Below are 25,968 nucleotides of genomic sequence, written 5' to 3' on the forward strand. Positions count from 1 at the left end.
TGAAAGTTTGCTACGTTTAGTGAAGACGCTCACCAGGGATAACACGATGAAAAAGTATCGGCTCAGCGATGAAACCCGGCTCTGGCACTGGAAAAACGGCGAAACGCCCCACTCGGCTACGTTAAAGCAGATTATCGCCACGACAGATTTTAATGACGTCGCCGCCGGGACGAAAGGCGGCTGGATTGAGGATGAACGCACCTTGTCTCAGGAGGGGAACTGCTGGATCTACGACGAAAACAGCGTGGTCTTCGCCGGTGCGACCGTCTCCGGTAATGCCCGTCTGACCCTGCCGTGCGTCGTCAGCGACCATGCCCATGTTAGCGGCAACAGCTGGCTGGACGGGGCAAACGTGAGCCATGGGGCGCGAATAAGTGACAACGTCACCATTCAAAACTCCACCGTACGGGGGGAATGCCATATTTTTGGTGATGCCCGGGTGCTGCATAACAGCATGATTATCGCCGCCAAAGGCTTAACCCCAGACCAGGAGCAGATCCTTAAAATCTACGACAACGCGACCGTCAGCCAGTCGCGCGTGGTGCATCAGGCGCAAATCTACGGCGAGGCCATCGTCAATTATGCGTTTATCGAGCACCGTGCCGAGGTGTTCGACAAGGCGATTCTTGAAGGGAACGATATCAATAACGTCTGGGTCTGCGACTGCGCAAAAGTGTACGGCAACGCGCGCCTGATTGCCGGATTCGACGACGATGCCATCCCTACCGTGCGCTACAGCTCTCAGGTGGCTGAGAATGCGGTGGTGGAAGGCAACTGCGTAATTAAGCACCACGTGCTGATTGGCGGTCAGGCGTGGCTACGCGGGGGGCCGATCATGATTGATGATAAGGTCGTGATTCAGGGACGGGCGCGGATCAGCGGCGACGTACTGATTGAGCACCACGTTGAAATCACCGACGATGCCGTCATTGAGGCTTTCGACGGCGACAGCATTCATCTGCGCGGCGAAAAAGTAGTTAACGGCGAGAGTCGAATCACCCGCACGCCCCTGCTGGGCGCGCTATAGGGGGAAAACTCTGCCGTAAAGGTTCACATCGTCATAACGGCCATTGAGGTATTCCGCTTCCCGCAGGCACCCTTCCAGGGTAAAGCCGTTGCGACGCGCAACGTTGTTGCTGTTCTGATTCGCCACCCGGCACTTGATCACAAAACGGCGGATCTCGCCCCGCTCAACGTAGTAGCGCATAAATGCCTGCAAGGCGCAGGAGAGGATCCCCTTCCCCTGATGCGCTTCATCGAGCCAGTAGCCGATGTAGCCCGTTTTATTAACCGGCTCAATGGAATTGAACGACAGCACGCCCACCAGTTCGTCCGCCTGAAAAATAAGAAACATTTTCGCGTAGCCGCGCTGATGTAGCATCTGGTTGCTTTGCACGTTACGTCGGGTGTCTTCTTCCGTTCCCACGTGCTGCGCCCAATCAAACGCGGTTTGCAGAAAGGTGCGGTTTTTGACAACGAGGTAGTGCAGATCGGCGGTGTAGCGCTCTTCGACGGCGCGAAGTTCGATAGCGTCTGATACCGGGATAATTTCGAATTTTGCTGCGGTCATTGCCCCTCACCTTAACCCTCTCCCGAAGGGAGAGGGAATCGATCGTTAACGCATGACCCGGTCGTCAACGTAATTACGTTTGTCCGGCGCTGGCGGGAAATACTGATACAGCCAGGTTTCACTGATGGCATCGCCCTGACAGCGCAGGAACAGGCGCATATCCACCGGCTCCGTCGAATCGGACGTTGGGTACCAGTCAAACAGAATGCGGTATCCGTCAAACGGCTCAACGTAGAGGATTTCCACCTGCTTCGCTTCACCGCTGGAGAGCGTGATCACCGGCTCAATCCCCTTCGGCGCGGCCGCTTTCAGATCGCCGCCGACAAAGTCGATGGCGAAGCGGCGGGCCCACACTTTCGGGTAGTGTTCACCTGGCGCCCAGCCTTCCGGGAAGCCGCCCATACCGGTACGCGTCGCGAAGACGTTGGCCAGCGGGGAACGTACCGGCGGCATGGCGCTCCAGTACAGGCGATATTTGAAGTCCAGCTCATCGCCCGCTTTGACCGCTTTTTCCGGCTGCCAGAAGCAAACCACGTTATCCAGCGTTTCACCCGTGGTCGGGATCTCCATCAGGCCAACCGCACCTTTACCCCAGTCGTTACGCGGCTCCACCCACAGGCTTGGGCGTTTGTTATACCAGCCCATCACGTCCTGATAGTGGGAGAAATCCCGGTCAAGCTGCAGCAAACCAAACCCTTTCGGGTTTTTATCGACAAAGGCATTGAACTGCAATTTCTGCGGGTTGTTCAGCGGACGGCAGATCCACTCGCCGTTACCGCGCCACATGGCCAGACGGTCAGAGTCATGGATCTGCGGATGAATGGTATCGCACATACGGCGCTCGTTATTGCCGCAGCTGAACATACTGGTCATCGGCGCGATACCGAGCTGTTTGATGTCTTTACGCGCATAGAGATGGTTTTCTACTTCCATGATCACCTGGCTCTTCTCGCAGTGGATCACGAACTTATAGGCACCGGTAATGCTTGGGCTGTCCAGCAGCGTATAGACGGTAAAGGTGGTGTCGCCCGGTTTGACGGTTTCAAACCAGAAGGCCGTGAAATCAGGAAACTCTTCCGGCGTGTCGGTAAAGGTGTCCACCGCCAGACCACGCGCCGACAGGCCGTACTGGTAAGTGTCATCTACCGCACGGAAATAGCTCGCGCCGAGGAAAGAGACAATATCGCGACGCGCCAGCTCAGGCGCTTTGAAGGCGCGGAAGCCGGCAAAACCGAGGTCGCTCTGCCCTTCCAGCTGTTTGGTATCTACCCCGGTATCCCCGTAGCTGAAGAGCTCCGGGCGGAAGTGGATCTCACGCGCCTGAGAGGTCGACTGGTCCAGGGAGAACATCCGCACGCGGCGGCGGAAGCCCATCCCCATGTGGAAGAACTGCACGTCAAGCTGACGGCCTTCAATGTTATTCCACAGGGACTGCTTTTCATCGTACCGGATGGCGTTATAGGCCTGCGGCGTCATGGTTGCCAGCGTTTCCGGCAGCGGACGCGGCGCACCACCCCACGGGGTTTTCGCCAGGTCATGGGCCATGGATTGCAGTACGGAGAAGTCAAAACGACGGCTCTGGCCATCGGCGATGTCAGAGTCAGCGGCATAGGCCGCTCTGGAGAACAGTGAAGCAAGGCCAGAAGTGCCGCTCAGGGCTGCCATTGCCAGCGAACCTTGTAAAAAACGTCTGCGATTCATGCCTGGAAAAACGTCCTTATGGTCGTGTGAATGTGTTTCGCGCTCGGCGAAATGACGGCAAGAAAGAACGCACAGCCTAAACAAAAACGGTTAAGAATCCAATTGTTGGCCGGTGATTATATGAGCAAAGTGAGAAATATTTTCTGTCGACCAGAACGGCCCGAAAGTGGTGTAAAGAAAGCCTGGAAAGTGTGAAGAAAAATGCCCCGGTGCGACATCGACAACCGGGGCGAAATGAGGTGGTTATTTTACGCTGACATCGATACCCGGGAAGTACTTATCAGCGAGTTTTGCGATCGTGCCGTCGGCACGAACTTTATCAATCGCGGCATCAAGCTGCTTTTTGGTGGCCTCATCCCCTTTGCGCAGCCCAAAGCCGATCCCGCTGCCGAGGATGGTGTCGTCAGACACCGGTTTGCCGATAAAGCCAAACCCTTTCCCCTGCGGCTTGCTCAGGAACCCTGCCTGCCCGGCCGCGGACATCACCAGCGAGGCGTCGATGCGGCCATTCAGCAAATCGCCCCACGCCATATTCTGATCTTTATACGACACTACCGTGACACCCTGCTTTTCCCAGTGCTCTTTGGCATAGGTTTCCTGAATGGAACCCTGCAACACGCCAATGGTTTTGCCCTTCAGCCCTTCAGGTGTCGCCTCTACTGCGGTTCCGGCCTTGCCGACTAACTGCGAGGGGATGCGGTAGATAGGTTGGGTAAAATCGATACTTTTGCGCCGCTGTTCGGTGATGTTCATCGCCGAGTTGATGGCATCAAATTTCTTCGCCACCAGTCCCGGAATCAACGCATCAAAGGATGTTTCCACCCAGGTGCATTTCAGCGCTGCGGCTTTGCAAATGGCATTCCCCAATTCAACGTCAAACCCTTCCAGCTCGCCGGAGGCATTGCGGCTCTCAAACGGTGGATATTCCGCTTCCAGTCCGTACCGCAGTTCGGTGGCCGCGAATGACGAAAACGTACACAGCAGTCCCATGCCGACAACTAACGCGCGTAATTTCATCTCAAACTCCTTAGCGTGGTTTAACCCGACACAGGGCCTGGGCACCTGCCCGTAACGTCGCCTCATCTTTGGCAAAAGAGAGACGAATCAATTTATTGTCCGTACCATCCGTATAGAAAGCGGATAGTGGAATGGTCGCGACACCGCACTCAACGATCAGCCGTTTCACCATCTCGCTGTCGGGCTCGTCGCTGAATGGGCTGTAATCCGCCAGCAGGAAGAACGAGCCCGCGCTCGGCAGCAGTTTAAACGGCGACTCAGCCAGCAGAGTTTGCAGCAGATCGCGCTTGCGCTGATAAAACGTCGCCAGCGACAGCCAGGTTTGCGGATCGGTCATATGTTCGGCAAACGCATGCTGCATTGGCGTATCGGCAGAAAACATCAAAAATTGATGCACTTTACAAATCTCTTCCATCAGTGCCGCCGGTGCAACACAGTACCCCACGCGCCATCCGGTAACGTGATAGGTTTTTCCGAAGGAAGAGATAATGACGCTACGCTCCGCCAGCTGCGGGTGTGTGGCCATACCGTGGTGCGGCTCATCGTCAAAAACGACGTGCTCGTACACTTCGTCAGACAAAATAATGATATCGGTATTACGCGTCACGGCCACCAGCTGCTGCAGGTCATTCGCGGAGAACACCTGCCCGCTTGGATTATGTGGCGTATTGATGATGATCATGCGCGTTTTGGGGGTGATGGCCGCGCGGACCTCATCCCAGTTCACGGCAAAATCCGGCACCGTGAGTTTGATGGCGACCGGGGTGGCGCCCTGAAGGCGAACAATCGGCGCGTAGCTATCAAATGACGGTTCGAAGTAGATCACCTCATCGCCCGGATGCACCAGCCCGCTGATGGCGGAATAGAGCCCCTGGCTGGCACTGGCGGTAACCAGCACCTCGCGCCCCGGGTCATACGTGGTACCGTAAAGGGTGGCAATTTTCTCCGCGATACGCTCTTTCAAAGGCTGCAGGCCGGTCATCGCGGCATACTGGTTATGCCCTGCCTCCATTGCGCGGGTTACGCCCGCAATCAGTTTCGGGTCGCAGGAAAAATTCGGTGCGCCCTGAGAAAGATTGATGGCGTTGTGCTGAGCAGAAAGCTGGCCGATTACGGTAAAAATGGTGGTACCCACATCCGGTAATTTGGAACGGGTTTGTACCGCGGTCTTCAGGGTCATCATTTATCCTTCTCATGGGGATTGCATAACTATTCAAACAACAACGCCGTTGCCGGGACAATCGAATTGTTGTCATAATAGCCATGAGAAAAATGCATAGCTGAGGTGTTTTTATGTCGCGCCGTTCGCTCCCGCTCAATGCCATCGACGCCTTCCTGGTGACCGCGCGTCACCTGAATCTCACCCATGCCGCCAGAGAGCTTTGTCTGACTCAGGGGGCCGTGAGCCGTAAAATCGCCGCTCTGGAAGCGTGGTTTGGCTTTCCGCTGTTTGAGCGCCACGCGCGCGGGTTGCGCCTCTCTTCCCAGGGTAGCGCCCTGCTGCCGGAGCTACAATCCGCTTTCGAACAGATGCTGAACGTGGCCGATCGGGCCCGCACCCAGCATACGGTGATCCGGCTGAAAGCGCCCACCTGCGCCATGCGCTGGCTGGTGCCGCGCCTGCTGGAGGTAGAGCGCGAACAGCCCGATCTGCAAATCGCGTTGACCACCACCACCGATCATAACGTCAACTTTAAAACCGAATCCTACGACGCCGCCATCGTGTTTGGCACGCACATGAGCGCGGGCGATCTGCTGTTCGAAGAGGCGTTAACTCCGGTGCTCAGCCCGCTGCGGGCGGGGACCGGACTGGGTTCATTGACCTTTCTTCACCCGACACGGGATAAAACCGACTGGTCACTGTGGCTGGCGAAACAGGATGAGCCGGGCGTTGTTATGCACAAAAATCAACACTTCGACACGATGGATCTCGCCATTACGGCGGCCATTCAGGGGCTGGGCGTCGCCATCGCCGATGAAACGCTGGTGGAAGAGGACATCCGCGCAGGAAGGCTGGTGCGGCCTTTTGCGACCAGTATCAAAACCGGTGCGAGCTACCGGCTGGTGCTGCGCGAAGCGCCAGGCACGGAAAACGGCCTGGCCGCATTTCGTGCCTGTTTGCTTAATCGAGGTTAACGTGGTGCTTCATCACCCGTTTAAAGAGGCTCATGCGGGCGCGCATAAAGCGGTTTTCAAGCTTAAAACCTGCATGCTTATTCACACCAATGCGTAACAGGACGTCACGCCCTTTACGGCAGGCTGGCCAGTGCGTCGGCCCTGGCAGGCTGTCACGATGCCCGGCATCGCGGGCAAAACTCACCCAGTAGTCGGCCACGTGGGCGGCGAACTGTAAATCACGCGCGTTCACATACTGCCGTGAAGGTTCCACCTCTCCGAGCGTATCAAACACATACGGCACCTCGTTGCCGTGCCAGGCACCGTTGATATAGGTGGCGTGCTCCGCTTCGGCCACATAGTCAAACCAGTAGCGCCAGCACGGCTCGCCGACGCGCTGCTGGGCCTGCATCACCACATAGCCCATGGTGGTGAACGCCATATCCCGGCACACCTGCCTTCCCAGCTCTTCATCGCCTTTCACGCCCGGATAGAGCAGCTTGATCAGCCCCAGACCAAAGCGCCGCTCCCGGCGGAGCTTCTGAATTTGTCCGGCGAGATCGATGCCAAACACCGCCATTACGCTCGCCTCGTCGCTGTTGGAGCCAATCATGATGGGGACAGGCTGCTGACGGGCGGCGAAGAAAACATCCAGCATTGCCTCCGGCAGCACACAATCTCCGGCGACAGGCGCCGGGGCGATATTCAGCGGTGCCGTTAACGGCCAGAACGACTCAGGTGGAATAGCGCGCAGCTGCTCCGCTGTCGCGTTCTCCAGCCCAAAATGCGCGGCCAGCGCTTCCCCTTTTCGCAGGGCCTGCTCGCGCGGGGTATCCGGCAAGGTATAGCCACTTTGCACAATCGCTTTATGAAATAACCCTTTCGCCAGCGGCGAGGCCAGCAGCGACAACACGCTGCGTGCGCCAGCTGATTCACCAAACAGCGTGACGTTTTCGGGATTGCCGCCAAAGGCGGCGATATTGTCCCGCACCCATTCGAGAGCGGCGATCTGATCCAGCAGGGCAAAATTGTGCACCACGCGATCTTCTTCCCCCTCCAGCGCAGGATGGGCGAAAAAGCCGAGATGACCAAGACGGTAATTGAGGGTGACCACCACCACGCCGCGTTCCGCCAGCGCCCTGCCGTTATAGGGCGGTAACCCACCCGCGCCGAGCGTGAACCCACCACCGTGCAGCCAGACCATCACCGGCAGCGGCTCAACGCGGTCAACGGGCGACCACACGTTAAGATAAAGACAATCCTCTGAAAACTGTCCGGGATCCCCGCCGCCCAGCTCCTGGCAATATTCGCTGCTTTGCCAGCTTGAGGCGGAAAACGCCGTTGCCGTGCGAACCCCATCCCAGCGTTCGGGCGGTCGCGGTGAGCGCCAGCGCCAGTTGCCAACGGGCGGTGCGGCGTAGGGAATGCCGTACCACGCCTGAACAGTATTATCCGTAAAACCAGCCAGTGCGCCGTAGCGCGTTTCAACCACAGGGGCGGAGGGATATTGCATAACTACCTTCTTTTTCCATCACACCCCTGAAGAGTAACGATTTCAGAGCAAACCGCAACGCTGTTTGCTGCGGGTTTCCGCCTCCTCGTACAGTGCGAACTCGTCATAGACCGGGCAGCCCAGCGCCGCTTCGAAGGCATCCCGGCTGGCGTTACCGTGGCTGCGCGCCTGGGTTTCATTCCCGAGATTGGACTGGAAAATCCCTGCGGCGCTGACCGGCAGGAAATCTTCGTAGGTGATCGGCTGGGCAACCACCCACCCGCGTTCAATTAACGGCTGCGGATCGTCGCCCGGACGAAACGCATGACGATGCGCTTCACCCGCTGGCGTCAGGCGATAGCGGAAATACGCCAGCTCCTGTCGGCGCATCATCAGCTCGCTGTCCGGGAAGGCGCTGAACACTTCACGCAGATGAAGCTGATGGGTCAGGTTGTCTTTGCCGGTGCCGGACTCGGCGAGCAAACTGTCATAAAGCTCGCGACCTTTCGGCGTCAACGCCACCCCGCGCTGCTCAATTTCACCAAAGCGCGCGGTATGGGTGCCTTTATGTTCCCCGGCAAACAGCACCGGCTCTTCCAGCGCCTTGAAGCTGGTCTGACGCAATAACACCGGCACCTCGCGGCGCGGCGGCCCTTCAATCAGAATTTTGGGTTCAATGCCGTACTTCGGCATCAGCTCCTGCACCCGGTCAATATCCAGCGTGCGTGGCGTAAGGTGGTTGATGTGGCATCCCGGGAAACAGACCACATCCGCAATCAGGCGATGCTCATTATGCAGCGCCAGATAGGTCTCCTGATCGACCGTCGCATGACGGTGCCAGCGGAAGGTTTCTAACGCTTCCTGAACAAACTCCCGCGCCTGCGCCTCGGTGAACGCCCCTTCTTTTTCATGCAGTTCGATGAGCGCCAGGCAGCGCGGCGTAAAGATGTTGCGGTGAGAGAGGATCTCCGCCGCCCGCTCGCGCAGGGCAACGTTCTCAATCAACTCAAGGCGCAGCAGTGAGGTAAAGATACGAAACGGGTTACGGCACAGCGCCGCATCATCTACCGGGCGAAATGCCGTCGAGTGAACCGGAACGCCCGCCTGAGAGAGATCATAGTAGCTGACCGGGTACATGCCCATGATGGCAAACATACGACGTAAGGTAGAAAGCTCTTTTGCGGTGCCCACGCGGATAGCCCCGTGACGCTCCACATTCAGGCGCGCCAGCTCATCTGCATTCGCCAGTTGTTCATGTAAGAGTGGATTGTTTTCCAGAACCGCCAGGTTTACGTCCGCGACCAGCTCAAGCAAGGTGCCGTACTGCGGAACTTCCTGCTGGTACATCGCCGACATAGCCTGCGAAAAATGTTCCCGAATATCATCAGCCGTGATGGTGTTCGCCATGGTGTCATGCCTCCAGTGAATATTACCTGGAGTGTAGAGAAACCCGTTCCTTCCGGGGGGAAGAATTTACGATTTGTGATCTTACGACGACAGTGGTCAAACCGTGTGCTGCCCGAACCTGTCGCGGCCGTACCAGGCCCCCTTCCTTTCCCCCCGGCCCGTCGTGCAGGAGTTTCCTTATAATTAATGATTATTCTGTTTTCTAGCTATAAAGGAGTAATTTTGGAGGCCATCCCGGCTAAAAATTGAACGAAATTGTGGCGCTACAATTTTTATCCTCACCTTTCAGGTTTTTAGCGGCAACTTAGGATTAATCCGAGCATTTTTTTACAAGTCCTTCCCACTCATCCATATTTTTTCGCCAAACGAAGCGTAAACCCACCAATATTTTTAAATAACGCAACCGTGAATGGCGAAACGCATTTGACGCATGCCGCACAGCGTCTAAAGTTATTACTCGAACGACGAGTGATACGGAATATTTCTGTATCGTACTGACATAACCAATATATGACTATGAGGTTTAATATGGCAGAGCATCGTGGTGGTTCCGGTAATTTCGCTGAAGACCGTGAAAAAGCATCAGAAGCTGGGCGTAAAGGCGGCCAGCACAGCGGCGGTAATTTCAAAAACGATCCGCAACGCGCATCTGAAGCAGGTAAGAAAGGGGGTCAGAATAGTCACGGCGGAGGCCGTAAATCTGATAACTCCTGATTTTATTAAGCTGTCTCAGTAATACCAGAGAGCATGCTGCGGGCCGAAAGGCTCGCAGTTCCCTTAACGTTTTAACCGGAGCAAAATATATGAATATGAAAAGTATCGAGGATGTTTTTATTCATCTACTGTCCGATACCTACAGCGCGGAAAAACAGCTTACCCGAGCCCTGAGCAAACTCGCCCGTGCCGCCTCCAGTGAAAAGCTCAGCGCGGCCTTCACAGCCCACCTTGAGGAGACGCAGGGTCAGATTGAGCGTATCGACCAGATCATCGAACAGGAAGACGGTATTAAGCTTAAGCGAATGAAATGTGTGGCAATGGAAGGCTTAATTGAAGAGGCCAATGAGGTCATCGAAAGCACAGAAAAGAATGAAGTCCGTGATGCTGCATTAATTGCTGCAGCGCAAAAAGTGGAACATTACGAAATTGCCAGTTACGGTACCCTTGCCACATTAGCAGAACAACTTGGCTATAAAAAAGCCGTTAAACTTCTTGCCGAAACACTGGAAGAAGAAAAAGAAACCGATCTTAAACTCACCGACCTGGCCGTAGGAAATATTAACCAAAAAGCGCAAAAATGACGCTATAACACAGGTTAAATATAATGAGCATCAGTCCCAGGACAATTAAACGGTGCCATTTAACGGCAGCTATAATATGGTTCATTCTTGCTATCCCTTCCGTAATATGGTGGAAGAATAGCGTACTATGGGTCATTATCATCAGTATTTACGCCAATATTGTCGGCCATTTATCTGGCTACAGTGCCGCACGTGCCGATCAGGCTGCTGAAAGTGAGACCAAATAAGCGAACCTATAATGAGGAACGAAATATGAATCACGTAGAACACTACCATGACTGGCTACGCGATGCCCATGCAATGGAAAAGCAAGCCGAATCAATGCTGGAATCGATGGCCAGCCGTATTGAAAATTATCCTGATGTTCGCGCCCGTATTGAGCAGCACCTTAATGAGACAAAACGGCAAATCACATTGCTGGAGGAAATCCTCGATCGTAATGATATTTCTCGTTCGGTTTTAAAAGACTCAATGAGCAAAATGGCTGCGCTCGGCCAGTCCATCGGCGGCATGTTCCCGTCCGATGAGATTGTTAAAGGCTCCATCAGCGGCTATGTTTTCGAACAGTTCGAAATTGCCTGCTACACCTCCCTGCTGGCCGCGGCCAAAAAAGCGGGCGACACCGCCTCTGTACCCGCCATTGAAACCATTCTCGCCGAAGAGCGCGAGATGGCCGACTGGCTAATTCGTCATATTCCGCAAACGACGGAACAGTTCCTGCTGCGTTCTGATGCATCAGGTGTCGAAGCGAAAAAATAAACCACAGGAGAGTGTATGTTTCGACACGTCAAACAGCTGCAATACACGGTTCGCGTTGCTGAACCGAATCCCGGCCTCGCCAATCTTCTGCTGGAACAATTTGGCGGGCCGCAGGGTGAACTGGCGGCCGCCTGCCGCTACTTCACCCAGGGCCTGAGTGATGACGATCCTGGCCGTAAAGATATGCTGATGGATATCGCGACCGAAGAGTTGAGCCACCTCGAAATCATCGGGACGCTGGTCGGCATGCTGAATAAAGGGGCCAAAGGCGCGCTGGCGGAAGGGGTAGAGAACGAAGCCGAGCTATACCGGTCCATGACCGAAAACGGCAACGACAGCCATATCACCTCCCTGCTCTACGGCGGCGGTACCCCGCTCACTAACTCCGCGGGTGTGCCCTGGACGGCGGCCTATGTTGATACCATTGGTGAACCCACGGCGGATCTGCGCTCGAACGTGGCCGCAGAGGCGCGGGCAAAAATCATCTATGAGCGTCTGATCAACGTGACAGACGATCCCGGGGTGAAAGATGCACTGGCGTTTCTGATGACGCGAGAGGCGGCGCACCAGCTCTCCTTCGAGAAGGCGCTTCAGTCTATTCGCAATAATTTCCCGCCGGGGAAATTGCCGCCAATCGAGGAATTCACCAACAAGTACTACAATATGTCTGAAGGTGGCGAGGTCCGCGGAAGCTGGAACAGCGATAAGCATTTCGACTACGTTGAGGCCCCCCAACCTGCGGTTGACGGTGGAGACGGGAGTGCAAGCGTGACGCTCTCGACCGAACAGGCTACGCTCGTCAAGGCGATGTCTGCTCGCACAAAATCCGATCCGAATGCCGACCCGTTAACAGGTGCCGAGCTAGGCGCCGGTAAGAAAAAACCGTAACCGGTTTTGCCAGGCAGCTCCCGCTGCCTGGTAATTCTCGTGCCCCATCGTTCCAGAGGTACGGACCATGTTCGAACTCGACGCATTTCATCTGGCGAGAATTCAGTTCGCTTTTACCGTCTCGTTTCATATTCTCTTCCCGGCGATCACCATCGGGCTTGCCAGCTATCTGGTGGTGCTCGAAGGGATGTGGCTGCGTACCAAAAACGACGTCTGGCGCTCCCTGTACCATTTCTGGCTCAAAATATTTGCCGTCAACTTTGGTATGGGGGTTGTGTCCGGGCTGGTCATGGCCTATCAGTTCGGCACCAACTGGAGCGGGTTCTCTCAGTTTGCAGGCAGCATCACCGGGCCATTGCTGACCTACGAGGTATTAACCGCTTTCTTCCTGGAGGCCGGTTTCCTCGGCGTAATGCTGTTCGGCTGGAACAAGGTTGGACCGGGACTGCACTTCTTCGCAACCTGCATGGTGGCGCTGGGTACGCTAATGTCCACCTTCTGGATCCTCGCCTCTAACAGCTGGATGCACACCCCGCAGGGCTTCACCATTGAGAACGGCCAGGTGATCCCTGAAGACTGGCTGGCCGTCATCTTCAACCCCTCTTTCCCGTACCGGCTGATCCATATGTCCATTGCCGCGTTCCTGTGCAGCGCGCTGTTTGTGGGCGCGTCGGGGGCCTGGCACCTGCTGCGCGGCAACGACACGCCCGCCATTCGCAAAATGTTCTCGATGGCCATGTGGATGGCCCTGCTGGTCGCCCCCATTCAGGCCGTAGTCGGGGATATGCATGGCCTGAACACGCTTGAGCATCAGCCTGCCAAAATCGCCGCCATCGAGGGGCACTGGGAAAATCCGCCAGGGGAAGCCACCCCGCTGCTGCTGTTTGGTCTGCCTGATATGGAGGAGGAGCGCACCAAATACGGGCTTGAGATCCCGGCTCTCGGCAGCCTGATCCTTACCCACAGTCTGGATAAACAGGTCCCCGCGCTGAAAGATTTCCCGAAAGAAGATCGCCCTAATTCCACCATTGTCTTCTGGTCGTTCCGCATCATGGTTGGCATGGGGCTGTTGATGATCGCCCTCGGCGTCCTGAGCCTGTGGCTACGCTATCGCCACCGGCTGTATCACTCGCGCCCGTTCCACTGGTTTGCCCTCTGTATGGGGCCAGCCGGTCTGCTGGCGCTGCTCGCTGGCTGGGTAACCACCGAAGTGGGTCGCCAGCCGTGGGTGGTCTACGGTTATCTGCGCACCATCGACGCGGTCTCTCTGCATAGCACGCTGCAGATGAGCATCAGCCTGCTGGCCTTCATCGTCGTTTATTGCTCGGTGTTTGGCGTGGGCTATGTCTACCTTGTGCGTCTGATTAAGAAAGGACCACAGCCGGTGGACACGCTAACCTCGAACACCTCGGGCACTCCCGCCCGTCCGCTGTCTGCCGCTGAGTCTGTTCCGGAAGAGGAGAGAATCTGATGGGCGTCGATATCTCGGTTATCTGGTTTGCCATCATCGTCTTCGCCACCCTGATGTACATCATCATGGATGGCTTTGATTTGGGGATCGGTCTGCTGTTTAACTTCGTGGGCGATGCTAAAGAGCGCGACGCGATGGTGAACAGCGTGGCCCCCGTCTGGGACGGCAACGAAACCTGGCTGGTGCTGGGCGGCGCAGGGCTGTTTGGCGCCTTTCCGCTGGCCTATGCGGTGATCATCGATGCGCTCACCATTCCGCTTACCGCCATGCTGATCGGTCTTATCTTTCGCGGTGTCGCCTTTGAGTTCCGCTTCAAAGCGACGCCCTCTCACCGCCAGTTCTGGGACTACGCCTTTGCGGGAGGCTCGCTACTCGCCACCTTCAGCCAGGGCGTGGTGGTCGGCGCGGTGATCAACGGTTTTGAAGTAGAAGGCCGACGCTACGTGGGGTCTGCCCTCGACTGGCTGACCCCCTTCAACCTCTTCTGCGGTATCGGGCTGGTGGTGGCCTACACGCTGCTGGGCACCACGTGGCTTATCATGAAAAGCGAAGGTGCACTGCAAAACCGCATGCGCGAGTTGACCCGCCACGTGCTGCTGGCGCTGATTGTCGTCATCGCGGTGGTGAGCATCTGGACGCCACTCGGCTGGCAGTACGTGGCCGAGCGCTGGTTTACCCTGCCTAACTTCTTCTGGTTCCTGCCGGTGCCTCTGCTGGTGGGCATATTTAGCCTGTGGATCTGGCGCTTGACCCGCAACCCGGCCAGCCACGCGCGTCCGTTCCTGTTGACGCTTGGACTTATCTTCCTCGGTTTTAGCGGACTGGGCATCAGCCTGTGGCCGAACATTATTCCGCCGCGCATTAGCCTGTGGGATGCCGCGGCCCCGCCCGCCAGTCAGCTCTTTATGCTGGTGGGGACGTTACTGATTATTCCGGTGATCCTGGTGTACACCGCCTGGAGTTACTACGTCTTTCGGGGAAAAGTTTCTGATACAGAAGGTTACCACTGAGGTGCAGGATGGCAGGATGGCATACACGGGCCATTATTTATCAAATTGATACGGCACTGTTTTACGATTTAAACGGCGATGGCTGCGGAGACATCGCCGGAATAACGGCCAAATTGCGATATATACGCCGCATGGGGGCGACAGTAATCTGGATCACTCCGTTTTACCTTACCCCTTTTCTGGACGAAGGGTATGACGTCAGCGACCACCTGCAGGTCGATCCCCGGTTCGGCAAACTGGCGGATATTATCGCTTTTATTGAGCAGGCACGTGAGCTGGGGATGCAGGTCATTATCGAGCTGTTGATCCAGCATACGTCAGACGCCCACCCCTGGTTTCAGGAAGCCCGGCGCAACCCGAAATCCCCCTTTCGCGACTATTATCTGTGGTCAGATAATGACGATGACGATACGCCTCCGATGTTCCCCGGCGTGGAAAAGAGCATCTGGACATGGGATGACGAGGCAGGTCAATACTACCGGCATATGTTTTATCGCCACGAGCCTGATCTCAACCTCACCTCACCTGCGGTCATTAAAGAGATAGAGAACATTATCCTCTTCTGGCTTAAGCTCGGCGTATCGGGATTCCGTCTGGATGCCGCGTCGCATCTCACCACCCAGGCCGGAGGCGGTGACGAGAAAAAGGGGCTGTGGATCCTGGAGCACCTGCGCCGCCTGATTACTCAACATAACCCGCAGGCGATCCTGCTCGGTGAAGTTGACGTAGAAGTGGAAGCCTACAAGGATTATTTCGGCAATAACGACCGCCTGAATCTGGTGCTTAACTTCTGGCTTAATAAATATTTCTACGTGAGCCTGGCCAGGAAAAGCGCCCGCCCGCTGCGCAATGCGGTGAAGAAAATGATCGTCCCGCCGGACTCCTGCTGCTTTGCCAACTGGCTGCGTAACCACGACGAGCTGGATCTGGAGGGGATCGGTAAAAAGGACAAACAGTTCGTCCTCGACACGTTCGCCCCGGATGAAGAGATGAACGTGTACCAGCGTGGGATCCGCCGTCGCCTGGCGCCGATGCTGAATGGCGACCAGAAGCGGCTGGCGCTCTGCCACGCCGTGCTGTTCTCCCTGCCCGGGGTGCCCGTTATGCGCTACGGGGATGAAATCGGCATGGGTGATGATCTGGATTTAGAAGAGCGTTACGCCGTGCGTACGCCCATGCAGTGGGCGCCCTCTCAGGGCGGTGGCTTCTCTGACGCAGACCCGCAGAGCTTTATCGCGCCCATCATTGACCACGGGCCCTATCGTTATCAGAAAATTAACGTGGCGGATTCGCTGTTGCACCGCAACTCGCTGCTGCACCGGATTATCGATATCGCCAACACGCGGTCTGAATTCCCGGAGATTGCCGTGGCGCCGTTTCATCTTATCGCCATCGATAATGATGCAGTGCTGGGGATTTACTACGAGGCTGAAGATCGCAGCATTCTTACCTTTGTTAATTTCAGCGATAAACCGGTGACCTTCACCGCCAGAGGGATCCGCCACGCCACCTGGACCGCCTGTCTGGCAGACAAACGCTACGAGGATGCGTTGGTCTGCGGCAAAACCGTTGAGCTGGATATAGGCGGCTACGGCTATCGCTGGTTCTGGACAAACCGTAGCGCGCTGCGCTGACTACTTTTTGCGGCCGCGCATCAGGCGTGTGAGCACGATCCCTGCGACGGCCAGGGAGCCCAGCAGCACTTTCCCGGGCGCGCCAGAGGAGACAGCGCTGGCGCGCGTTTTCGCCTCAGCGGAGAAATGGCCGTGGATTTTGTGCAGGTCGTTGACCGGCTGGTCGAGGTAATCCCGCCGGTCTTCTGCGTTCAGGGTGTCGGTCATCTGCCCTTCCCAGGCCTTTTTCACCATCATGCGGTCAAGAAAGCCGGGGAAGAGGAACTGGCCGACAATCGACTGGATGGTACTGCTGCCCACCCACAGCTCGCGCACCGGTTTTTGCGCCACCCTGAAAATGGCACTCGCGGCCACTTCCGGCTCAAACACCGGCGGAACCGGGCGCATCGCCCAGGCAAACTTATTCCGTGCCCATTCAAACTGCGGCGTATTCAGCCCCGGCATCTGGACCATGGCGAGCTGCACCCGGCTGTTCTCATGCATCAGCTCGGTACGCACCGCATCGGTAAAGCCCCGGATCGCGGCTTTGGCGCCGCAGTAGGCGGACTGCAGAGGAATGGAGCGGTAGGCCAGCGCGGAGCCAACCTGAATAATCACGCCCCGATCGCGCGGCACCATCAGTTCCAGCGCGGCACGGGTACCGTTCACGTAGCCAAGGTAGGTGACTTCTGTGACGCGGCGAAATTCATCCGGCGTCATGGTCCGAAACGGCGCCAGCACCGCTCCCATGGCATTATTGACCCACACATCTATCGCCCCAAGGCGATACTCAATTTCGTTGGCGGCATCCACCACCGCCTGACTGTCGGCCACATCCGCCTGCACGGCCAATGCATTGACGCCAAAACGGCGTAGCTCTTCCTGTGTCGAGTGCAGGCTTGTCTCCTCGCGCGCAATAATGCCCACAGCGTAGCCCGCTTTTGCAAAATGCAGCGCCGTGGCTTTCCCCACGCCCGCCGTCCCGCCAGTAATGACCATCACAGCCATAAAACCTCCGCGTTATTTCAGCCCGATAATTTCGTCACTAATTCAGCCAGCGAGTAATGCACCGCTTTTTCCACCACGTCCTGACAGTCGCCGGAAAAGAGCACCCTGCTCGTTTCCGTCTTTCCGCCGATATTCCAGGCGAAGCACACGGTCCCCGCCGCCGTGCCGTCTTCTCCCCCTTCCGGCCCGGCATACCCGCTGATTGCAATACTGACATCGGCCTGGGCAATGTCGCGGATGCTGGCCGCCATCTCGTTGACGGTCTGTTCACTGACGGCGGTAAACCGCGCGAGGGTTTCCGGGCTTACGCCCAGGATCCTCTCCTTCGCGCTATCGCTGAAGACGACCAGCCCCACATCATAAAAATCGGCAGTGTTCTCTTCCGCGCAGAGCGCCACCGAAAGCTTCCCGCCGGTGCAGGATTCTGCGGTTGTTAAGCGAAGCCCTGCATCGATTAACCTGCTCGCCAGTTTTTTGGTCAGTTCAGCCACGGTAATGGTGTTGTCGTGGTATAGATTGCTCATCATCAGGCCTCTCATTTTTTCTCAGGAATAATGGAAATATGGCCATTGCGTTCCAGAATGGCATATTTAATTTCACTTAACTTTGTAATACCATTATTCTGCCGGGCTGAAACCAGAATATCATCACATGAAACATCGACCTTTTTGAGTTTATCTGCTAAGGGCACGCCGTTCTCAACCAGAATTACCGGCGTGCCATCCAGGATATTCTCCACCGGCGAAAAATACTTTTTCATCAGTCCAAAAATAATATCCACAACCACCAGCGTGGTGATGGTTATCATTGCGCCCGTGACCGAAAAATCCTCCCCCAGCAGGGCCTGCTGGGTTGCTTCGCTGATAATTAACAGGAGAATAAGGTCAAAGCTGGTCATCTGCAGCAACGCACGTCGTCCGGCCACTTTGAAGACCACCACCAGAAACAGGTAAATCGCCAACGCCCTAAAAACCATATCCATGGCAGCCTCCTAAGGGTAAATAAATTGCCAGAAAGGAATATCCGGCAGGTTGTTTACACGAATGACGTTGTGCCATTTACCGCCTCTGGTCGGGGTAATGAACAGCCAGACCGAAAAATGTGGCGATTTTTCAAGATGATTATAGACAAAATAGAGCGTGTTCCCGCGGCTGTACATGCTGTCTGGCTGCGGCCAGACGCTGCCCGGCTCGTAGGCGTCGCTGCTCTCGCTGGTCATGCTCACAGTGTATTTGCCCTCGCTGTTGACCGGAAAGGTCAGCTGAAGTCGCGACTCCGTTTGGCGACGCGCAAAGCGCTCATAGTTGAGGGTCAGGGATTTTGCAGAATTGGTTTTCTCCGTGTCACTCACTATCCCACTTGAAAACAGACCGGCAATCGCCGCGATGATAATACTCAGTAACACAATAAATCCGACCTGGCGAAATGCATATTCAAACCTCAGCAAGCGATAACTCTCATTTATCCCGGGTACCTTTTCATTTTTATCATTCATGGCAGCCATCACCGTTTCGCTTATTTACCAAACGTTCTGTTTTGTATGGCGAATGTTTTTAAGACTTATCACATTTGCCACATAAAGGAATAGCAACAATACTTAATAAGTCAAGACACCTTAAATGAAGGATATCAGATGAAATTATCACTTATTTCCGCTTTTTTAATATTTATGGTGCCAACCGCATGGGCTGATAATAACGGCGGGTTACAAAAGGGTGAAGCGACGCCTCCTCCGCATGCGCTGGATAGCGGTTATCGCGGCACGGATGATGCCCGTATTATGACCATCGACCAGGCGAAACAAATGCATGATGGCGCGACCATTTCACTGCGCGGCAACCTTATTGACGGTAGCGGCGATAAGTATGTATTTCAGGATAAATCCGGAAAAATCGACGTTATTATCCCAAAAGCAGTCTTTGACGGCAGAACAGTCAAACCAGACCAGATGATCAGCATTAACGGTTCGCTTGATAAAAAGTCATCGCCTTCCGTGGTGCGTGTCGATCATCTGCAGAAATAACTCAGCGAAGCGTTAACGCTGTATTTTCATCCTAACTCACCTATTGGCTTAAGGAGTCAGCTATGAGTGATACTCAACAACGTACGAACGCTTATCCGCAACCCCCTTTCCCGGAACAGCCGCAGACGCCACCAGGACTGGCTTCTGAGATGCAACCTGTTCCCGATCACGGGGAAACGAGCTATAAAGGCCACGGCCGTCTGGCGGGCAAAAAAGCGCTGATTACCGGCGGTGACTCCGGTATCGGCCGCGCGGTGGCCATTGCCTACGCCCGTGAAGGCGCCGATGTCGCCATTAACTATCTGCCTGAAGAAGAGAAAGACGCCGCAGAGGTTATCGACCTGATCAAGGCCGAAGGCCGCAACGCCGTCGCGCTGCCGGGGGATGTCCGGGATGAAACCTTCTGCCAGAACCTGGTGGAAGAAGCGGTAGCTAAACTTGGCGGGCTGGACATTCTGGTGAACAACGCCGGTCGCCAGCAGTATCGGGAATCGCTGGAAGAACTCACTACCGAAGATTTCGATGCCACGTTTAAAACCAACGTTTATGCCCCGTTCTGGATCACCAAAGCGGCGCTTCGCCATCTGAAAGCCCCTGCGGCAATTATTAACACCTCCTCAGTGCAGGCGGTAAAACCCAGCCCTGTCCTGCTGGACTATGCCCAGACCAAAGCCTGTCTGGCGGTGTTTACCAAATCCCTTGCCAAACAGCTTGGGCCGAAGGGCATTCGCGTTAATGCCGTGGCTCCCGGGCCTTACTGGACGGTGCTGCAATCCAGCGGCGGCCAGCCGATGGAGAAAGTGAAGCAGTTTGGGGGTGACACACCGCTGGGCCGTCCGGGCCAGCCGGTGGAGATTGCACCTTTATACGTCACTCTGGCGTCAGATGAGTGTTCCTTTACGACCGGCCAGGTATGGTGTTCCGACGGCGGTGATGGCGTGATTTAACGTTTCCCTCCCCGAATGTGCAATAAATGAACAAGGACGTTCAGCCCCCCGCCAAAAACATGTTGTAACTCAAACAGATCAAATGTTAAAAATATTTTGCTATCAAGTTATCAAAATTAAACAACTTAGCTTGTCACCCGCATCGCTCTGTTTTTAACATCGCCTATGGAAAAAAATGGTCTGTTCAGTCAGCGCATACGCTTGCGCCATTTGCATACATTTGTGGCCGTCGCTCAACAGGGAACGCTGGGGCGTGCGGCTGAAACCCTTAACCTGAGCCAGCCTGCTCTCTCAAAAACGCTTAACGAGCTGGAACAACTGACCGGTGCCCGTCTGTTCGATCGCGGCCGTCTGGGCGCACAACTGACCCTGGTCGGGGAGCAGTTTCTGACCCATGCAGTCAAAGTGCTTGATGCGCTCAATACCGCCGGACAGGCGCTAAACCGTAAAGAAGAGCAGACGCACGAGATTGTCCGTGTGGGTGCCCTGCCCACGGCGGCGCTGGGCATTCTGCCGCCGGTGATCGGTCAGTTTCACAAACAGCAAAAACATACGACCCTGCAGGTCGCCACCATGAATAACACCATGCTGCTTGCGGGGCTGAAATCCGGCGAGCTGGATCTGGGTATCGGACGGATGTCAGATCCTGAACTGATGGTGGGTCTGAATTATGAACTGCTGTTCCTGGAATCCCTGAAGCTGGTGGTACGCCCCAACCATCCTCTGTTGCAGGATACGGTAACCCTAAGCCGGGTGATGGAGTGGCCGGTGGTCGTGTCACCAAAAGGTACGGTTCCACGGCAAAATGCCGAAACGTTACTGCAGATGCAGGGCTGTACGCTGCCGACAGGCTGTATTGAAACCCTGTCCGCTTCCCTGTCACGCCAGCTTACCGTGGATTATGACTACGTCTGGTTCGTCCCCTCCGGCGCGGTCAAAGATGATTTACGCCAGGGCACGCTCACCGCACTGCCGGTGACCTCGCCCGGCGCCGGCGAACCGATTGGCATTTTAACCCGCGTTGATACGCCGCTCTCCTCAGGTGCACAGACGCTGCTGAGCGCGATACGTAAATCGATGCCTGCCTGATTCCTTTCCCCTTGCCCTGACCCTCTCCCCCCGGGGCGAGGGTCATTCCTGCGTTCTAATCATTTAATGCGAAATCATTTATTAACAATTGCGCAAAACAATTTAACAGTTTTATCATAGCGACGAATTCACCAAATGGTTCGTAAATATTTTATCAACCCCGAATTCAAGCGTATTAATCATTATTCCCACTGCATTTATTACCCACCTGGTACACTTCCGGCACGTTGTCGTGCTGTGCAGCGGGGGATCTTAAGGAGAAAGAGATGGCATTTGGCAGCGCGCCACGTGGGATACCCCGTATCCTGCAGTGGCTCCTTGCCGGACTGATGGCGATCGTCGGTCTGGCCGTTGGCGGGTTGGGTTTTAAACTCGTCACCGTAGGCGGAAGTGGATACTTCCTGATCATGGGCGTGGTAATGGTGATTGCCGCGATCCTGATTTTCATCAACCGCAGCAGCGGGATTGTGTTGTATGGCATCGCGTTTATCGCGTCGCTGTTCTGGGCGGTAAGCGATGCCGGCTGGGATTTCTGGCCGCTCTTCTCACGCCTCTTCACCTTTGCGGTTCTGGCATTCCTGTGTGCCCTCGTCTGGCCGTTCCTGCGTGCGGCAAACCGTGCGACGCCAGTGAAAAAAGGCCCGGCCTTTGGCGTGGCGGCGCTGCTCGCCGTGGCAATGCTGGTCAGCCTGGGCTAGATGTTTATACCCCAAACGCTGGTGGCGGCGAATGAGCCGGTGCCGGTGAAACCGGTCGCGGCTGGCGAACAGCAGAAGAACTGGGAACACTGGGGTAACACCACCCACGGGGATCGTTTTGCGGCCCTTGACCAGATTAACAAGCAGAACGTTAACGAGCTGAAAGTCGCGTGGGTTGCCCATACCGGGGATATCCCCCAGAGCAACGGCTCCGGTGCGGAAGACCAGAACACGCCGCTGCAGATTGGCGACACGCTCTACGTCTGTACGCCGTACAGCAAAGTGCTGGCGCTGGATGTAGATTCCGGGAAAGAGAAGTGGCGTTACGACGCCAAAGCCACGGCCCCGAACTGGCAGCGCTGCCGTGGGCTGGGCTATTTTGAAGATTCACAAAAAGTGACAACGTCACAGAAAGATGCGCAGCCCGCCGCCTGTCCGCGCCGTCTGTTCCTGCCCACCACCGATGCCCGCCTGATTGCCATCAACGCCGATAACGGTAAAGCCTGCGAAGACTTTGGTGACAAAGGTACCGTGGATCTGAGCGTGGGTATGGGTGAGATTAAACCGGGCTACTATCAGCAAACCTCCACGCCGCTTGTGGCAGGAAACGTGGTGGTGGTCGGCGGACGCGTGGCGGATAACTTCTCCACCGGCGAACCGCCGGGCGTGGTGCGCGCCTATGACGTTCATACCGGTAAACTGGCCTGGGCGTGGGATCCGGGTAATCCGAACCTGACCGGCCTGCCGCCGGAAGGCCAGACCTACACGCGCGGTACACCGAACGTCTGGTCTGCAATGTCCTATGACGCAAAACTGAACCTGATTTACCTGCCAACCGGTAACGCCACGCCAGATTTCTGGGCCGGAGAACGCACCGCGCTGGATGATAAATACAGCTCCTCCATCGTTGCCGTTGACGCAACCACCGGCCAGGTCCGCTGGCATTTCCAGACCACCCATCACGACCTGTGGGACTTCGATCTGCCTTCTCAACCGCTGCTGTACGATCTGCCAGACGGTAAAGGCGGAACCACGCCGGTTCTGGTGCAGACCAGTAAACAGGGCATGATCTTTATGCTCAACCGCGAAACCGGCAAACCGGTGGCGAAAGTGGAAGAACGTCCGGTCCCGGCGGGTAACGTGCAGGGCGAACGCTACTCCCCGACGCAGCCGTATTCCGTCGGTATGCCGATGATTGGCAACCAGACCCTGACCGAATCCGACATGTGGGGCGCGACGCCTGTCGACCTGCTGCTGTGCCGCATCCAGTTTAAAGAGATGCGCCATCAGGGGGTCTTTACCCCGCCGGGTCTCGATCGTTCCCTGCAGTTCCCTGGCTCACTGGGCGGGATGAACTGGGGCAGCGTCTCAGTCGATCCGAACAACGGGCTGATGTTCGTCAACGATATGCGCCTGGGTCTGGCCAACTACATGGTACCGCGTGCCAGCGTGGCGAAAGACGCCAGCGGGATTGAGATGGGTATTGTGCCCATGGACGGCACGCCGTTCGGCGCCATGCGCGAGCGTTTCCTGTCACCGCTGGGTATTCCGTGCCAGAAACCGCCGTTTGGCACGATGTCCGCGGTTGACCTGAAATCCGGCAAGCTGGTGTGGCAGGTTCCGGTGGGCACCGTGGAAGATACCGGCCCGCTGGGTATTCGCATGCATATGCCGATCCCTATCGGGATGCCAACCCTTGGCGCGTCACTCTCCACCCAGTCTGGCCTGCTGTTCTTTGCCGGCACTCAGGATTTCTACCTGCGCGCGTTCGATACCGCCACCGGAAAAGAGATCTGGAAAGACCGTCTGCCGGTCGGCAGCCAGTCCGGGCCGATGACCTACGTTTCACCGAAAACCGGTAAACAGTACATCATTATTAACGCTGGCGGCGCCCGCCAGTCACCGGATCGCGGTGATTACGTTATCGCGTATGCGTTACCCGATAAAAAGTAAGCGATGAAAAAAGGGACCGAAAGGTCCCTTTTTATTTGTAGGTCGGGTAAGGCGAAGCCGCCACCCGACACAACACGCCACTCAGAACGTCTCCCAGTTATCCCCGGAAACCGCTGCCGCCGGACGCAGCGGCGCATTCTTCGCCACTGGCGCAGACGTTGCCGCCCGGCCTTGCTTCGCGCCGCTCAGTCGAAACGCACCCACCGCCTCGGTCAGACGCGCGCCCTGTTCTTCCAGCGACGCCGCCGCGGCGGAAGCCTCTTCCACCAGCGAGGCGTTCTGCTGGGTCACTTTATCCATCTCAGAAATCGCCTGGCTCACCTGCTCAATACCACGGCTCTGTTCATCAGACGCGGCAGCGATCTCCAGCATAATGTCCGTCACGCGTTTAACCGCTTCGACGATTTCATTCATGGTATTACCGGCGGCGACGACTTCGCCCGAGCCCTGGTCAATCAGCGAAACGGATTCGTTGATCAGGCTTTCGATCTCTTTGGCGGCATTCGCACTGCGGCTTGCCAGAGTACGAACTTCGCTTGCCACTACGGCAAACCCGCGCCCCTGCTCACCCGCACGCGCCGCTTCTACCGCCGCGTTGAGCGCCAGAATATTGGTCTGGAAGGCGATACTGTTAATCACGGCGGTAATTTCAGAGATCTTCTTCGAACTGGTAGAGATATTGCCCATGGTTTTAACCACCCCGGAGACCATCTGGCCGCCACGGCTGGCTTTACCGGAGGCATCTTCCGCCAGCTTGCTGGCATGGTGCGCGTTATCGGCGTTCTGTTTCACCGTTGCGGTGAGCTGCTCCATGCTGGCTGCCGTCTGCTCAATGGCAGCCGCCTGCTGCTCGGTACGGGAAGAGAGGTCGGTGTTGCCTGCGGAGATTTCGCTGGTGCCACGATAGATCTCTTCCGCCCCCTGACGCACGGTTCCAACGGTGTTCTCCAGCGAGTGCTGCATGGTTTGCAGGTCGCGCGTCAGGCGGCCAATTTCGCTGCGTCCGGCCACATCGTCCGGCATGGTGAGATCGCCTTTGGCGATATTTTCAATGCGTTTCGCGGCGCGCTGCAGCGGGGTGATCACCGTGCGACGCAGCACGACAAAGGTCATGGCCGTCAGCACCAGCGCCAGGGCAAACGCCCCCACCATAAACATCAGGCCCAGCTGGGTGCGGCTGTGTGCCTTAACCGTCAGGGCGTTCGCGCGCTCGGTGCGGATCTTTATCGCCTTCAGCAGCACGGCGTTGTAGGCGTCATCCAGCGGGCGGGCGCTTTCGTTTTCATGGTTAATGATGGCTTCAAACATGCCGTTTTTAGCAAACTTAAGCATCGGCTGCAGGCCTGCGATATAGGCGTCATAGCGTGTTTTCAGATCGGCATCCAGCGCTTCATCCTCAGGCGTACGAACCAGGCGATTGATGTATGCATTAAACCCTTCCTGAGACTGTTTGATCCGTTTTTCCGCCTCAGCGATGTTTTGCTTCATCGCATCCATTTCCGCGATACGGCTCGCCGCCCCGGCGTGGATCATATTGATACGCGCGGTTCGCAGATGGTTTGAGCTATTCGACAGCCCCATACGCACCTGAATTTCAGACGTGACATCCTGCTGATCGGTGTCGGCCTGTAAAAGGAAATACCCCGCCAGACCTGCGCTCAAGGCAAATAGCAGAATAATGCCACCGAGAATGGAGGAAAACAGCGGAACCAGCCTGATGTGATGCAAGAAGCCCAGCTTGCGCTGCGCTGGCATCGAAGTAGTGTTGTCCATGACCGTCGACTCTCTTGTAGGTAAGATGCGTAAAAACACGCCTGTTAAATAGTCATCGGCACGGCTGAGATTTAGATTACGGCTAAAAACGCCGCACTGGTCACACTTTAGAGAAGATTATTAAAGAAACGCCAGC

General features: G+C 56.2%; 24 protein-coding genes and 1 pseudogene. 14 read left to right on the forward strand and 11 right to left on the reverse strand.

The genetic code is table 11. The features are described 5' to 3' along the window. Positions 1-46 precede the first annotated feature (46 nt). Positions 47-1,027: a YdcK family protein gene (gene ydcK / locus ACMWKA_RS12210; RefSeq protein ID WP_414760283.1), complete on the forward strand. Its 981-nt coding sequence runs from the start codon at positions 47-49 to the stop codon at positions 1,025-1,027. On the opposite strand, the gene rimL is transcribed toward ydcK, so the two are convergent. The 4 genes from rimL to ACMWKA_RS12230 form a co-directional block, all read right to left on the reverse strand. After that, a complete protein-coding gene (gene rimL, locus ACMWKA_RS12215) occupies positions 1,022-1,570 on the reverse strand; it encodes a 50S ribosomal protein L7/L12-serine acetyltransferase (RefSeq protein ID WP_047024790.1) in 549 nt (182 codons plus the stop codon). The two genes, ydcK and rimL, sit on opposite strands and share 6 nt — an antisense overlap. 45 nt (positions 1,571-1,615) lie before the next feature. Next, entirely contained in the window at positions 1,616-3,271 is a 1,656-nt protein-coding gene (locus tag ACMWKA_RS12220) for a glucan biosynthesis protein D (protein WP_013096654.1), read from the reverse strand. 243 nt (positions 3,272-3,514) lie between these two features. Then, positions 3,515-4,288, reverse strand: a complete 774-nt coding sequence (locus ACMWKA_RS12225; RefSeq protein ID WP_014831878.1) for an ABC transporter substrate-binding protein — start codon at positions 4,286-4,288, stop codon at positions 3,515-3,517. Between the two features lie 10 nt (positions 4,289-4,298). Continuing rightward, positions 4,299-5,468, reverse strand: a complete 1,170-nt coding sequence (locus ACMWKA_RS12230) for a pyridoxal phosphate-dependent aminotransferase (protein ID WP_040020829.1) — start codon at positions 5,466-5,468, stop codon at positions 4,299-4,301. A gap of 113 nt (positions 5,469-5,581) precedes the next feature. Between ACMWKA_RS12230 and ACMWKA_RS12235 the strand changes: the two genes are divergently transcribed. Then, positions 5,582-6,424: a LysR family transcriptional regulator gene (locus ACMWKA_RS12235; RefSeq protein WP_020688590.1), complete on the forward strand. Its 843-nt coding sequence runs from the start codon at positions 5,582-5,584 to the stop codon at positions 6,422-6,424. Here ACMWKA_RS12235 and ACMWKA_RS12240 read toward each other — a convergent pair. Together ACMWKA_RS12240 and ACMWKA_RS12245 are read right to left on the reverse strand one after the other, a co-directional pair. Further along, positions 6,411-7,916: a carboxylesterase/lipase family protein gene (locus tag ACMWKA_RS12240; RefSeq protein WP_251109255.1), complete on the reverse strand. Its 1,506-nt coding sequence runs from the start codon at positions 7,914-7,916 to the stop codon at positions 6,411-6,413. The genes ACMWKA_RS12235 and ACMWKA_RS12240 overlap by 14 nt on opposite strands. Positions 7,917-7,958: 42 nt before the next feature. Further along, positions 7,959-9,302 carry a VOC family protein gene (locus tag ACMWKA_RS12245; protein WP_020688588.1) on the reverse strand — a complete coding sequence of 448 codons (1,344 nt, stop codon included), beginning with the start codon at positions 9,300-9,302 and terminating at the stop codon, positions 7,959-7,961. Positions 9,303-9,830: 528 nt separating this feature from the next. Here ACMWKA_RS12245 and ACMWKA_RS12250 point away from each other — a divergent pair. The 8 genes from ACMWKA_RS12250 to ACMWKA_RS12285 all read left to right on the forward strand — a co-directional run bounded on the left by ACMWKA_RS12250 (position 9,831) and on the right by ACMWKA_RS12285 (position 16,362). After that, positions 9,831-10,016, forward strand: a complete 186-nt coding sequence (locus ACMWKA_RS12250; RefSeq protein ID WP_004150795.1) for a general stress protein — start codon at positions 9,831-9,833, stop codon at positions 10,014-10,016. A gap of 89 nt (positions 10,017-10,105) precedes the next feature. Further along, entirely contained in the window at positions 10,106-10,600 is a 495-nt protein-coding gene (locus tag ACMWKA_RS12255; protein ID WP_014831873.1) for a ferritin-like domain-containing protein, read from the forward strand. Positions 10,601-10,623: 23 nt separating this feature from the next. Next, the gene (locus ACMWKA_RS12260) at positions 10,624-10,827 is read left to right on the forward strand and encodes a hypothetical protein (protein ID WP_013096662.1); all 204 of its coding nucleotides are present in this window, start codon (positions 10,624-10,626) and stop codon (positions 10,825-10,827) included. Positions 10,828-10,852: 25 nt separating this feature from the next. Beyond that, positions 10,853-11,359, forward strand: coding sequence for a ferritin-like domain-containing protein (locus ACMWKA_RS12265; protein ID WP_013096663.1), 507 nt, complete (start codon positions 10,853-10,855; stop codon positions 11,357-11,359). 15 nt (positions 11,360-11,374) lie between these two features. Beyond that, entirely contained in the window at positions 11,375-12,247 is an 873-nt protein-coding gene (locus ACMWKA_RS12270) for a manganese catalase family protein (protein WP_020688584.1), read from the forward strand. A 67-nt stretch (positions 12,248-12,314) separates the two neighbouring features. Further along, a complete protein-coding gene (locus ACMWKA_RS12275; RefSeq protein ID WP_013096665.1) occupies positions 12,315-13,718 on the forward strand; it encodes a cytochrome ubiquinol oxidase subunit I in 1,404 nt (467 codons plus the stop codon). Then, positions 13,718-14,728 (forward strand): cytochrome d ubiquinol oxidase subunit II, encoded by a 1,011-nt coding sequence (cydB, locus tag ACMWKA_RS12280; protein ID WP_045293996.1) that lies wholly within the window; start codon positions 13,718-13,720, stop codon positions 14,726-14,728. Before ACMWKA_RS12275 ends, cydB begins: the two co-directional genes overlap by 1 nt. Positions 14,729-14,736: 8 nt before the next feature. Further along, positions 14,737-16,362: an alpha-amylase family protein gene (locus ACMWKA_RS12285; protein ID WP_038980610.1), complete on the forward strand. Its 1,626-nt coding sequence runs from the start codon at positions 14,737-14,739 to the stop codon at positions 16,360-16,362. On the opposite strand, the gene ACMWKA_RS12290 is transcribed toward ACMWKA_RS12285, so the two are convergent. The 4 genes from ACMWKA_RS12290 to ACMWKA_RS12305 are packed head-to-tail and all read right to left on the reverse strand — an operon-like array spanning position 16,363 to position 18,844. Continuing rightward, the gene (locus ACMWKA_RS12290) at positions 16,363-17,349 is read right to left on the reverse strand and encodes an SDR family oxidoreductase (protein WP_414760284.1); all 987 of its coding nucleotides are present in this window, start codon (positions 17,347-17,349) and stop codon (positions 16,363-16,365) included. Positions 17,350-17,366: 17 nt separating this feature from the next. Then, positions 17,367-17,873, reverse strand: coding sequence for a 2-oxo-tetronate isomerase (locus ACMWKA_RS12295; RefSeq protein WP_414760295.1), 507 nt, complete (start codon positions 17,871-17,873; stop codon positions 17,367-17,369). A gap of 11 nt (positions 17,874-17,884) precedes the next feature. Further along, complete coding sequence (locus ACMWKA_RS12300; protein ID WP_013096670.1) at positions 17,885-18,331, reverse strand: DUF421 domain-containing protein; 447 nt, start codon at positions 18,329-18,331, stop codon at positions 17,885-17,887. Between the two features lie 9 nt (positions 18,332-18,340). After that, on the reverse strand, positions 18,341-18,844 hold the full coding sequence (locus tag ACMWKA_RS12305; RefSeq protein WP_161657185.1) for a hypothetical protein: 504 nt from the start codon (positions 18,842-18,844) through the stop codon (positions 18,341-18,343). A 138-nt stretch (positions 18,845-18,982) separates the two neighbouring features. Between ACMWKA_RS12305 and ACMWKA_RS12310 the strand changes: the two genes are divergently transcribed. The 4 genes and pseudogenes from ACMWKA_RS12310 to ACMWKA_RS12325 all read left to right on the forward strand — a co-directional run bounded on the left by ACMWKA_RS12310 (position 18,983) and on the right by ACMWKA_RS12325 (position 24,059). Continuing rightward, positions 18,983-19,372, forward strand: coding sequence for a YdeI family stress tolerance OB fold protein (locus ACMWKA_RS12310; RefSeq protein WP_414760285.1), 390 nt, complete (start codon positions 18,983-18,985; stop codon positions 19,370-19,372). A 62-nt stretch (positions 19,373-19,434) separates the two neighbouring features. Further along, entirely contained in the window at positions 19,435-20,319 is an 885-nt protein-coding gene (locus ACMWKA_RS12315; protein WP_013096673.1) for an SDR family oxidoreductase, read from the forward strand. 165 nt (positions 20,320-20,484) lie between these two features. Next, entirely contained in the window at positions 20,485-21,408 is a 924-nt protein-coding gene (locus tag ACMWKA_RS12320) for a LysR substrate-binding domain-containing protein (protein ID WP_014831860.1), read from the forward strand. A 266-nt stretch (positions 21,409-21,674) separates the two neighbouring features. Continuing rightward, positions 21,675-24,059, forward strand: a pseudogene (locus ACMWKA_RS12325) (glucose/quinate/shikimate family membrane-bound PQQ-dependent dehydrogenase). Between the two features lie 81 nt (positions 24,060-24,140). Here ACMWKA_RS12325 and ACMWKA_RS12330 read toward each other — a convergent pair. Next, positions 24,141-25,832, reverse strand: a complete 1,692-nt coding sequence (locus tag ACMWKA_RS12330; RefSeq protein WP_414760286.1) for a methyl-accepting chemotaxis protein — start codon at positions 25,830-25,832, stop codon at positions 24,141-24,143. Between the last annotated feature and the right edge of the window lie 136 nt (positions 25,833-25,968).

This window comes from Enterobacter sp. 03-F-07-AD-ECC (genome assembly GCF_047530935.1).
In the GTDB taxonomy this organism is placed as follows: Bacteria; Pseudomonadota; Gammaproteobacteria; order Enterobacterales; family Enterobacteriaceae; genus Enterobacter; species Enterobacter cloacae.